A 10,715-nucleotide genomic window follows, 5' to 3' on the forward strand; every position below is an offset into this window, starting at 1 on the left:
CACCGATCAGACCCGCCTGCACACCGGTGACCGGCAGGCCGCCGCCACCGCCGCCGCCACCGGCCGGGGCGGGAAGAATCACTGCGAAATCGTCGGTGTTGTCCGACGGGTCGAGGTCGGCGAAGTCCGACTCCTCGACCTTACGCACCTGGGCCCTCGCGAAGGCCGGCTTGGCCGCACCCTTGTGGATGGCAGGCGCGTCGACCGGCAGGGCACCGAACGCGGTGACCGCCAGCGAGCCGCCCTTCAGGGTGGCCGGCGCCTCGAGGCTCTCGTCCACCGTGATCGGCAGCGGGAACTCCAGGTACCTGTCCGGCTCGAGCAGGTAGTTCTTGTCCTCACAGACCACGGTACGCCCGTCGTCGTCGGCCTCGCAGCCGTCGATCGCGAGGAACGTCGCGCCCTTCGGCAACTGGTAGGTCAGCCTGAGGCCCTTGGCCGTCTGGTCTCCCTGGTTCATGACCAGGCTCCCGACCAGGGTGGTGTCACCGGGCCGCAGCGGACCCTTCTCCGTGAGCGTATCGAGGTCGAAGCGGGTCTTCACGTCCGGCACGACCACGCCGAGGTCGACGCCGCTCTCCGGGGTCAACTCGACATCGACGTCGATGCTGTTGTTGCTGTCGTCGGTGTCGTCGGCGGACTCGATGCTGATGGTCACCGGCGCGGTGTACGGTCCGGTGACGTCGGCGTCCATCTTGACCAGGAAGACCAGCACCTCGGTCGTCTCACCCGGCCCGGGGATCTCGTCCTTGTCCAGCTCGCAGGTGAACAGTTCGAGCTTGGAATCGCCGGTGATGTCGCACCCACCAAAGGTGACCGGGACCAGCACCATCTTGTTGTCGTCCACCTTGGACACATCGACCTTGACGAGCAACTTGCTCGGGGTGCCCTCGCCCTGGTTCGCGACCTTGATCCAGGCGAACTTGCCTTCGACGCCGTCGGTCATCCGGGTGCCGGCGGCGGTGACCGCCAGGTCCGTCTCGGTGCCGGCGGCGTGTGCCGGCGCGCCGAACGCGGCAACGGCGCTCGAGGCGAGCAGCGCGGCTGCGGCGAGGCTCGCGGCGCGGCGGGTACGGAAGATCATTAACTGGTCTCCCCCGTGGGGTGTGAGAAATGTACGGGCGGGGACGTTATCGGTCATCGATCAACCGCGCCACCCCGCAACACCACCACGGAGGAACTGGTCAGCTAATCTTTATTTAAGGATCGGCCGAATCGATGACCGTGGCCGCCCGGCCGTATCAGCAGCCGATCCGTAACGGCCTCGCAGACGTGGCCGGACAGATGGGCACGGTGGCCCGATCGGCCGATGAACCGGGCCGCGCACCACTCGACCCACGGTCACGACGCCAGCGCCGACCGGCAACGCGGAGGGTCAGTTCGCCTCGACCAACGGCAGCGAACGACCGGCACCGCCGCCCGGCAGCGCGATCGAGGAGAAGTGGGACACCACGCGCTCGTCGGTCGGATCGTCGGCGGGCGTACGGTGCACGGCCAGCCGGTTGTAGAGCGTGTCCCGCTGGGCCGGAATCCGGTCGGCGGAGCGGATCATCCCGATCAGCTCGTGCAGGTTCGACCGGTGTCGTGCTCCGGCCGAGGAGATGACGTTCTCCTCCAGCATGATCGAGCCGAGGTCGTCGACCCCCATGTGCAGCGCGAGCTGGCCGACGTCCTTGCCGGTGGTCAGCCAGGACGCCTGCAGGTGCGGCACGGTCTCGAAGAAGAGCCGGGCCACCGCCACCAGGCGCAGGTACTCCAGGGTGGTCGCCTGGGTGCGCCCCTTGAGGTGGTTGTTCTCCGGCTGGTACGTCCACGGGATGAAGGCCCGGAAGCCCTTGGTGCGATCCTGCACGTCGCGGATCATCCGCAGGTGCTCGATCCGCTCGGCGGCCGTCTCGCCGGTGCCCATCATCATCGTCGCGGTCGACTCGACGCCCTGCCGGTGGGCCAGCTCCATGACCTCCAGCCAGCGCTCGCCCGACTCCTTCAGCGGGGCGATCGCCTTGCGGGGTCGCGCCGGCAGCATCTCGGCACCGGCACCGGCGATCGAGTCCAGCCCGGCGGCCTTGATCCGGGCGATGGCCTCGTCCAGGCTCACCCCGGACACCTTGGCCATGTGCAGGATCTCGCTCGGCCCGATCGAGTGGATGGCGAGCTGCGGGTACGCCTTCTTGACCGAGGAGAACAGCTCCTCGTAGTACTCCACGCCGTAGTCCGGGTGGTGGCCGCCCTGGAGCATGACCTGGGTGGCGCCCAACTCGACGGCCTCGCCGCAGCGCCGCAGGATCTCCTCGGTCGGGTGGGTCCACCCTTCCTTGTGCTTCGGCGCCCGGTAGAAGGCACAGAACTTGCACGCCGTCACGCAGACGTTCGTGTAGTTGATGTTGCGGTCGATCAGGTACGTGACGATGTTGTCCGGGTAGCGCCGCCGGCGCACCGCGTCCGCCGCCTCACCGAGGGCGTGGAAGGGCGCATCGGTGTAGAGCAGCAGGGCCTCCTCGGGCGTGATCCGCCCGCCGTCCGCGCCACGCTGCAGGATGTCGTCGATCTCCCGGCTCTCCATCACGCCTACGAGCGTACGTCGGCAGCCTGAAGGCCAGAAAAGGCCACCTACCATCAGACGCACCTGCCACACAGAACGAGATTGTGCGACAGTCCGTGTCGCACAAGTGCAACACAACGGCGCGGCACCGCAGCACAAGCCAGCTCCGCTGGAACACTCGTCTCGCCGACCACCACCCTTGGTGAGGAGGGTGCACCAGTGACCCCGACAGAACTCCAAGAGCTACTCGACCGGCTCCGGCAACTCGGGAACGACAACTCAACCTGCGAGGTCAAGAAGGCCCGCGGCGATCTCCCGTCCAGCATCTGGGAGACCATCAGCGCCTTCGCGAACGCCGGAGGTGGGTATGTGGTTCTCGGAGTCGATGAGCGCAACAACTTCGAGGTGACCGGGGTCGCCGAGCCGGGCGTGATGGAGGCCAACTTGGGGGCGGTCTGCGCCGAGTTGGAGCCGGCAGTCCGTGCGGACATCAGGACCGTCGAACTAGCCGGCCACCAGGTGGTGGTCTGTGAGATCCCACCCCTGGCCCGCGATCAGCGCCCCTGCCACAAGAGAACTCTGGGTCCGTGGGCAGGCTCCCGAATCCGCGTCAGCGACGGTGACCGGCGTCTCACCGACTACGAGGTGGCGGTGCTCCTGGCAAACCGCACTGAGCAGCGGTACGACGCGGCTCCCGTCCCCCACGCCACGCCCAACGACCTTGACTCGGACCTACTCGCCGCGTTCCTCAACCGGATCCGCCAGACCCGAGGAGAGATCTTTCGGCGGGTCAGCGACGAACAGGCGCTCATCATGCTGAACGTCCTGACCCGCCACCAGGACATCGTGGTGCCTACTCTCGCCGGCCTACTCGTATTCGGCACATATCCGCAGACTTTCGAACCTCAGCTGGGTCTGACCTTCGTGGCGTATCCCACGACCCAACCGGGAGCCCTTGGCCCACGCGGTGAACGCTTCACCGAGAACAGATCGGTGGACGGCTCGATCCCCACGCTGGTCGCGGAGTGCATCCGGATCCTCAAACGCAACATGAGGCGGCGCAACGTGGTCTCCGGCCTCTACCGCACCGAGGAATGGGAATATCCGGAGGAGGTGCTACGCGAGGCACTGGTAAACGCGCTCGTTCACCGGGACTACGCCGAGTTCGCCCGAGGAATGCAGGTTCAGGTCGAGATGTACCCCGACCGCCTCGTGATCAGGAACCCCGGCGGGCTCTACGGGCCGGTTGAGGTGACTTCCCTCGGAACGACCCCCGTCACTTCATCCCGCAACCGATCCCTGCTCAAGATTCTCGAAGACACCCCGTTCGGCGACGGGCACATGGTGTGCGAGAACCGCGGCAGCGGCATCACCCGGATCAGGATCGCCCTCGCCGAGGCCGGCATGGAGCAGCCGCGCTTCGCCGATGACATCTCCACGTTCACGGTGGAGTTCCCCAACCGCACCTTGCTGGACGAGGAGGCCATCAAGTGGTTGGGGTCGCTCGGTCGGGGGCCGTTGAGTCGTTCCCAGATGGCCGCACTCGTGGTGATGCGGGGCGGGCGGGAGCTGTCCAACAGCTCATTCCGCACAGTGACCGGCGTGGCCGACAGCCGAATCGCCAGCCGGGAACTTCGCGAACTGGTCGAACGTGGCCTCGTCACCCAGCACGGTTCCCGGGGCAGCACGACCTATCGTCTGGTCACCACCGCCACTGGCGAGTCACCGGATCTCTTCACACCCCTGGCAGGGCAGGCACCCAGTTCCCGAGCGGCAGATCTCACGCTGAGCGCGAACGAGAGCAAGGTCATGGCAGCACTAGCGAGCGGCAGCCGGTCGCGGGGAGAACTTGAGCAGGCCACCGGCTTGAGATCCCACCAGGTGCTACGCGCGCTACGTTCCCTACGAGAAAGAAGTCTCGTTGAGATGAGCGGCCAGGAACGCTCTCGCAACGCCCGTTACGCAACGACCCGTCGTGTATGAGGATCCGGCCGCCATACTCGAAACGACCCCAGCGACGGCACGTTTCGAAGGCGATGGGTGATCAGGCGTCGTAGTCGACGGTGAGGGTGTCGGTGCGTGGGCTGGACTGGCAGGTGAGCACGTAACCGGCGGCCACCTCGTCGGGCTCCAGGGCGTAGTTGCGGGCCATCTCGACCTCGCCGGAGACCACCTTCGCCCGGCAGGTCGAGCAAACCCCGCCCTTGCAGGCGTACGGCAGCTCACCGCGGACCTTGAGCGCGGCATCCAGCACCCGCTCGTCGCGGCGCATCGTGAAGCTCGACGAGCGGCCGTCGAGCACGATCGTCACCTCCGTGCCGCCGGCCGACTCGTCCGGCCGGCGGACCGGCTCGGGTGCGGCGTCGACGTGGAACAGCTCGGTGTGCACCGCCGACTCCGGCACGCCCCGCCCGGCCAGCACCTCACGAGCGTCCACCACCAGGCCGTACGGGCCGCAGAGGAACCACTCCTCGATCACGTCGCCGGGGACGATGGTGTCCAGCAGGCGACCCAGCCGCTCGGCGTCGATGCGCCCGGACAGCAGCGGCGACTCGCCCTGCTCGCGGGAGAGCACATGCACCAGGTGCAGCCGGGTCGGGTAGCGGTCCTTCAGGTCCGCCAACTCCTCGGCGAACATCACGCTGTTGGCCGTGCGGTTGCCGTACACCAGGGTGAAGGTGCTGGCCGGCTCGACGGCCAGGGCCGTGGCGACAAGCGACAGCACCGGGGTGATGCCGGAACCGGCGACCACCGCGCCGTAGCGACGCACCCGGTCCGGCGCGAACGCCGTGGTGAAGTGACCGAGCGGTGGCAGCACCTCGACGGTGTCGCCGCTGCGCAGGGCCCCGCAGGCGTACGACGAGAAGGCCCCGCCGGGGATCTCCCGCACGCCGATGCGCAGCCGCCCGTGCCGGGCCAGCTCCTCGGGCGTGGAGCAGATCGAGTACGAGCGGCGCACGTCCTCGCCATCGGGCAGCGCAGCGGCATCGGCCGGCGGCCGGCGTACCGTCAGGTGCTGGCCGGCCCGGAACGCGAAGGCCGCACGCAGCTCCTCGGGCACCGCGAAGGTGACCGCGACGGCGTCGGCGGTGAGCCGGTCCACGGCGACGACGGGCAGCGGATGGAACACCGGCCGGCGACGGACCGGGCGGGTGATGGTGACAGTCACAGCGCCTTCACATGGTCGAACGGTTCGGAGCAGGCGCGGCAGCGCCAGAGTGCCTTGCAGGCGGTGGAGCCGAAGCGGCTGAGCTGCTCGGTCTCCGGCGACCCGCAACGCGGGCAGCGTACGGCCAGGGTCAACGGGACGACCCCGTCGCGGCGGACCGTGGCCGGTGGGGCGATGCCGGCGGCGGCCAGCTTGGCCCGCCCGGCGTCGGTGATCCAGTCGGTGCTCCAGGCGGGGCTGTGCACCGTGCGTACCTCGGCGTCGGGGTGACCGGCCACGGCCAGGGCCCGGCGGATGTCGGCGCGGATGACGTCCATCGCCGGACAGCCGGTGTACGTGGGAGTGATCGTCACCACCACCCGGCCGGTGACCGGTTCCACCTCGACCGAGCGCAGGATGCCGAGGTCGGCGATGGTGATCACCCGGATCTCCGGGTCCACCACCGCCGCCACGGCCTCGTGGGCCGCGTTCACCGTCGCCTGGCCGCTACTCACCAGCGGGCACCGGGGTGGGCACGATGCAGCACCTGCATCTCGGCGAGCAGGAACGACAGGTGCTCGGTGTGCAGACCGTCCCGCCCACCGGCCGGAGCCCAGCTGGGCGCGGGCACGGTGAGTGTCGCCTCGGCGAGCACCGCCGAGACCGTCGCGTCGAAGTCGGCCCGCAGGGTGGCCGGGTCGACCGGGGCCTGCGGCTGCGCGGCGAACAGCTCCGGGACGTACGGCCAGACCTGGTCGAGGCCGGCCTGCATCCGCCGGTGCGACTCCTCGGTGCCGTCGCCCAGCCGGCGCACCCAGAGCGAGGCGTGGTCCAGGTGGTACGCGGACTCCTTGCGCGCCTTGCCGCCGATCGCGGCCAGCCGCTCGTCGGCGCAGCCGGCCAGCGCGGTGTAGAGCGGCAGCTGGTAGGCCGACAGCACGAGCAGCTTCGCCATGGTCACCGCGAAGTCGCCGTTGGGCAGCTCGACCAGCAGGCAGTTGCGGAACTCCCGGTCGTCGCGCAGGTAGGCCAGCGCGTCCTCGTCGCGGCCCGCGCCCTCCAACTCGCCCGCGTACGACAGCAGCAGCCGCGCCGCGCCGAGCTGGTCCAGGGCGATGTTGGCAAGCGCGATGTCCTCTTCCATCTCCGGCGCCCGGGTGGTCCACTCGGCCAGCCGCTGCGCCGCGATCAGCGCATCGTCGCCAAGGGCGAGGGTGAAATCAAACGGACCGCTCACAGGGCCTTCTCCGTTCGCGACTGCGGGGCTCGCAAACCCGGCTCACTCCTCGCGCTCACAGGGCCTTCTCCGTTCGCGACTGCGGGGCTCGCAAACCCGGCTCACTCCTCGCGCTCACAGGGCCTTCTCCGTTCGCGACTGCGGGGCTCGCAAACCCGGCTCACTCCTCGCGCTCACAGGTGGGCCACCCCTTCTGGTACCTCGTAGAAGGTCGGGTGGCGGTAGATCTTGTCGGCCGCCGGGTCGAAGAAGGCGTCCTTCTCGTCCGGGCTGGACGCGGTGATCGCGCTCGCCGGCACCACCCAGAGCGACACGCCTTCCTGGCGGCGGGTGTAGAGGTCACGGGCGTTGCGCAGGGCCATCTCGGCGTCGGGGGCGTGCAGGCTGCCCACGTGCGTGTGCGCCAGCCCGCGCCGGGCCCGGACGAAGACCTCCCAGAGGGGGGTGGTGTGCTGGCTCATGCCGCGACCTTCTCCTTGCTTACCTGCTTGGCCGCGTACGCCGCGGCGGCCTCGCGTACCCAGGCGCCCTCGGCGTGGGCGCGACGACGGTGCTCCATCCGCTGCCGGTTGCACGGCCCGTCGCCGGTGATGACCCGCATCAGCTCGTCGTAGTCGGGCTGGGTGAAGTCGTACGCCTGACGTTCGTCGTTCCAGCGCAGGTCGGGATCGGGGATGGTCAGCCCGAGCACCTCGGCCTGGCCGACGCACATGTCCACGAAGCGCTGCCGCAGCTCGTCGTTGGAGAAGCGCTTGATCTTCCACGCCATCGACTGGGCGGAGTGGGTGGAGTCGCTGTCCGGCGGGCCGAACATCGCCAGCGACGGGTACCACCAGCGGTCCAGCGCGTCCTGAGCCATCGCCTTCTGGGCCGGGGTGCCGTGCGCCAGGGTGTGCAGGATCTCGTAGCCCTGCCGCTGGTGGAACGACTCCTCCTTGCAGACCCGGATCATCGCTCGCGCGTACGGGCCGTAGGAGCAGCGGCAGAGCGGGACCTGGTTGACGATCGCCGCGCCGTCCACCAGCCATCCGATGGCACCGACGTCGGCCCAGGTGAGGGTGGGGTAGTTGAAGATCGAGCTGTACTTCTGCCGGCCTTCGAGCAGCAGGTCGACCAACTCGTCCCGGCTGATGCCGAGGGTTTCCGCCGCGGCGTAGAGGTACAGACCGTGGCCGGCCTCGTCCTGGACCTTGGCCAGCAGGATCGCCTTGCGCTTGAGCGACGGGGCGCGGCTGATCCAGTTGCCTTCCGGCTGCATCCCGATGATCTCGGAATGCGCGTGCTGGGCGATCTGGCGGATCAACGTCCGCCGGTACGCCTCGGGCATCCAGTCACGCGGTTCGATCTTCTGGTCGGCGTCGACGACCTCCGCGAAGTAGGCGGCCAGGTCGACGTCCTGACCCGGGGTGCCCCGGTCTCGTTCCGCGGCAGCACGCAGCGCCGCCTCTGCCGCTTCGACCTCGCCGAGCAGGCCGCCGGGCGCGTCCTCGCCCGGGAAGTCATTGCCATACATGCCCTAAGTGTTACAGCTGGCCGCTCAAGAAACCAGAGGGTGTCACAGAAATGCGAAGCGGCATCGAGCTACGCAGCGACCACGAAAGGTGACGGTCAGCAGCTATGACTTGCCTCACAAATTTCCCAATAAATGAGCGCAAGAGGCTCACAACCGTTCGTTAACCCGCCTTCGTCGCCGGTTGGCCGGTGTCGAAACCTGGCAACCCGTCGATCCGCACGTAGACTTCGCACGTCACACCGATCGGCTGGTGGCAAATCGCCGACCAGAAGAGGGCCAGAGTCCCCCGGCCCGCAGGCGACCCAGGCCGGTCAGTCCTGGCAACAAGCCGGCCCCCCGGCCTGACATCTGGAGCTCACCCGCTCATGCGACCCCGCGTGGCCATGGTGTTCGCCGTCACAGCACTGGTGCTCGGCGGCGTCATGCTGGTGCCCGCCGCGTACGCCCGGCTCTCTGCCGGGACGGGCGACGGCGCGGTCGCCAGCGTCGCTGCACCCACCCCGGAACCCCCGCCACCACCGACCCTGGCGCCGGCCAAGGTATCGGTGAACTTCAAGGGGGAGTTCTTCTCCTGGGCACTCATGGATCGTGAGACGGGCAAGATCTCCGGCTCGAAGAACATGGCCGCGACCAGTTCCACCGAGTCCATGCTCAAGGCCTGGATCGTCGCCGACTACCTACGCCAGTTGGGCGACAAGGAGCCGTCGGCAGCCCTGAAGAAGGCCTCCAGCCTGGCCATCCGGGACAGCGACGACGATGCGACGAACGCCGTCTACCGTGCCGCCGGGGGCTCCTACGCGGTGCCGGCCGGCGGGCAGCCCGGACCGGTGGTCAAGCGGGCAATCAAGATCTGCGGCCTCACCGACACCAAGCGCGGAAACGTTCCCGGCTACGAGGGCTGGTGGAGCTTCACCCGGATGTCGCCCCGCGACGCCGTCCGCCTCGGTGACTGCATCGCCGACGGCAAGGCCGCCGGTCCCAAGTGGACCAAGTGGTTGCTCGCCGAGATGAGCAAGGTACGCGGCAGCACCGCCGCCAAGGATCAACAGGAGCGCTCCGGCGGCGGCCGGTGGGGCATCGTCGACGGCCTGCCCGAGTCGATCCTCAGCCAGGGTCCGGTAAGCATCAAGAACGGCTGGACACCGCTCAGCTATGACGGCAACTGGCACGTCAACTGCCTTGCGGTGACCGAGAAGTGGAGTCTTGCGGTGATGCTTCGCTATCCGTACAGGCAAGGGCTCGACTACGGCTCGGACGTCTGCGCGAGCGTGACGACGCAGCTGGTCACCCCGCAGCCCGGCGGTGCCATCAAGGTGCCCCAGCAGCCGATCGGCAAGCTCTGATGGCCGGCCACAGCCGCCGCCGCGCACGTACGACGTCGCGATTACGTCTCGTCGCCATCACCTCCGTCCTGGTCGGTTTGGTCCTGATCTCCTTACGACTGCTGCCCGGCTCGCCGTTCGAATCCACCGCCGCCGCGCAATGGGGACAGGCAGGATCATCGGACAGCCGCGGCAGCGACCTGACCGATCGCAGCACCCGACCCCCGCCGCCCTCCGCCAGCCCCACACCGCCGCGCGAGCCGCTGCCGTTCGAGGCGAAAGAGCTCGACCTCGACATCGACGGCTGGTACGCCTGGAGTGTGCTGGACCGCCGGTCGGGCGAGATCATCGGCTCGGACAACATGGACGAGACCAGCACCACGGCTTCCCTGATCAAGTCCTGGATCGTCGCCGACTTCCTGCGCCGCAGTGACGACGCCGGGCAGACCCCGAGCGACGCGAAGCTGGCCGACCTGACGAAAATCATCAGGGACAGCGACAACGAACGCACCCAGGCGCTGTACACGCAGATCGGCGAATCCGCCTCGATCAAGCGCCTGCTGTCCACCTGCGACCTGACCGACAGCAAGGTCTCCAGCGACCTCGGGTGGAGCCGCACCGAGCTGTCACCCCGGGACGTGGCCCGACTCGGCAACTGCATCGCCGACGGCCGGGCCGCCGGCCCCACCTGGACGAAGTGGCTGCTCAACGAGATGCGACTGGTACGCGGTGCCGGTGACTTCGGCATCCGCAAGGCGTTCCCGGCCGCCGAGGCCAAGAAGATCGCCATCAAGAACGGCTGGGTCGACCGGGTGCAGGAGCAGGAGATCCACGTCAACTGCCTGGCCATCGGCGACACCTGGACGATGGGCGTCATGCTCCGCTACCCCATCGACAAGGGCTGACAACTGCTGGCGTGTCGGTCGTCATTAGTGCTCAATAGTTGTCTATAG

General features: G+C 68.5%; 10 protein-coding genes. 3 read left to right on the forward strand and 7 right to left on the reverse strand.

Annotated elements, in window-relative coordinates; all coding sequences use genetic code 11:
* Both C1A38_RS29380 and mqnC read right to left on the reverse strand, forming a co-directional pair.
* Positions 1-1,084, reverse strand: a 1,084-nt coding sequence (locus C1A38_RS29380) for a COG1361 family protein (RefSeq protein ID WP_102660937.1), incomplete at its 3' end; no start/stop codon positions are given.
* 291 nt (positions 1,085-1,375) lie between these two features.
* Complete coding sequence (mqnC, locus tag C1A38_RS29385) at positions 1,376-2,566, reverse strand: cyclic dehypoxanthinyl futalosine synthase (RefSeq protein WP_102660938.1); 1,191 nt, start codon at positions 2,564-2,566, stop codon at positions 1,376-1,378.
* Between the two features lie 195 nt (positions 2,567-2,761).
* Here mqnC and C1A38_RS29390 point away from each other — a divergent pair, with 195 nt between their 5' ends.
* Positions 2,762-4,525: an ATP-binding protein gene (locus tag C1A38_RS29390; RefSeq protein WP_146017649.1), complete on the forward strand. Its 1,764-nt coding sequence runs from the start codon at positions 2,762-2,764 to the stop codon at positions 4,523-4,525.
* 61 nt (positions 4,526-4,586) lie between these two features.
* On the opposite strand, the gene paaE is transcribed toward C1A38_RS29390, so the two are convergent.
* The 5 genes from paaE to paaA all read right to left on the reverse strand — a co-directional run bounded on the left by paaE (position 4,587) and on the right by paaA (position 8,440).
* Positions 4,587-5,711, reverse strand: coding sequence for a 1,2-phenylacetyl-CoA epoxidase subunit PaaE (gene paaE, locus C1A38_RS29395; protein WP_013731012.1), 1,125 nt, complete (start codon positions 5,709-5,711; stop codon positions 4,587-4,589).
* Positions 5,708-6,184 (reverse strand): 1,2-phenylacetyl-CoA epoxidase subunit PaaD, encoded by a 477-nt coding sequence (gene paaD, locus C1A38_RS29400; protein ID WP_102660945.1) that lies wholly within the window; start codon positions 6,182-6,184, stop codon positions 5,708-5,710. The genes paaE and paaD overlap by 4 nt, the downstream gene beginning before the upstream one ends.
* Positions 6,185-6,201: 17 nt before the next feature.
* Complete coding sequence (gene paaC, locus C1A38_RS29405) at positions 6,202-6,927, reverse strand: 1,2-phenylacetyl-CoA epoxidase subunit PaaC (RefSeq protein ID WP_102660940.1); 726 nt, start codon at positions 6,925-6,927, stop codon at positions 6,202-6,204.
* A 173-nt stretch (positions 6,928-7,100) separates the two neighbouring features.
* Entirely contained in the window at positions 7,101-7,388 is a 288-nt protein-coding gene (gene paaB / locus C1A38_RS29410) for a 1,2-phenylacetyl-CoA epoxidase subunit PaaB (protein WP_102660941.1), read from the reverse strand.
* Positions 7,385-8,440: a 1,2-phenylacetyl-CoA epoxidase subunit PaaA gene (paaA, locus tag C1A38_RS29415; protein WP_102660942.1), complete on the reverse strand. Its 1,056-nt coding sequence runs from the start codon at positions 8,438-8,440 to the stop codon at positions 7,385-7,387. Before paaA ends, paaB begins: the two co-directional genes overlap by 4 nt.
* A 365-nt stretch (positions 8,441-8,805) precedes the next feature.
* Between paaA and C1A38_RS29420 the strand changes: the two genes are divergently transcribed.
* Together C1A38_RS29420 and C1A38_RS29425 are read left to right on the forward strand one after the other, a co-directional pair.
* A complete protein-coding gene (locus tag C1A38_RS29420; RefSeq protein WP_102660943.1) occupies positions 8,806-9,783 on the forward strand; it encodes a serine hydrolase in 978 nt (325 codons plus the stop codon).
* Complete coding sequence (locus C1A38_RS29425) at positions 9,783-10,667, forward strand: serine hydrolase (protein ID WP_102660944.1); 885 nt, start codon at positions 9,783-9,785, stop codon at positions 10,665-10,667. Before C1A38_RS29420 ends, C1A38_RS29425 begins: the two co-directional genes overlap by 1 nt.
* The last annotated feature ends 48 nt before the right edge of the window (positions 10,668-10,715 follow it).

The sequence above is a fragment of the Verrucosispora sp. ts21 genome (assembly GCF_002879555.1).
GTDB classification, from domain to species: Bacteria; Actinomycetota; Actinomycetes; order Mycobacteriales; family Micromonosporaceae; genus Micromonospora; species Micromonospora gifhornensis.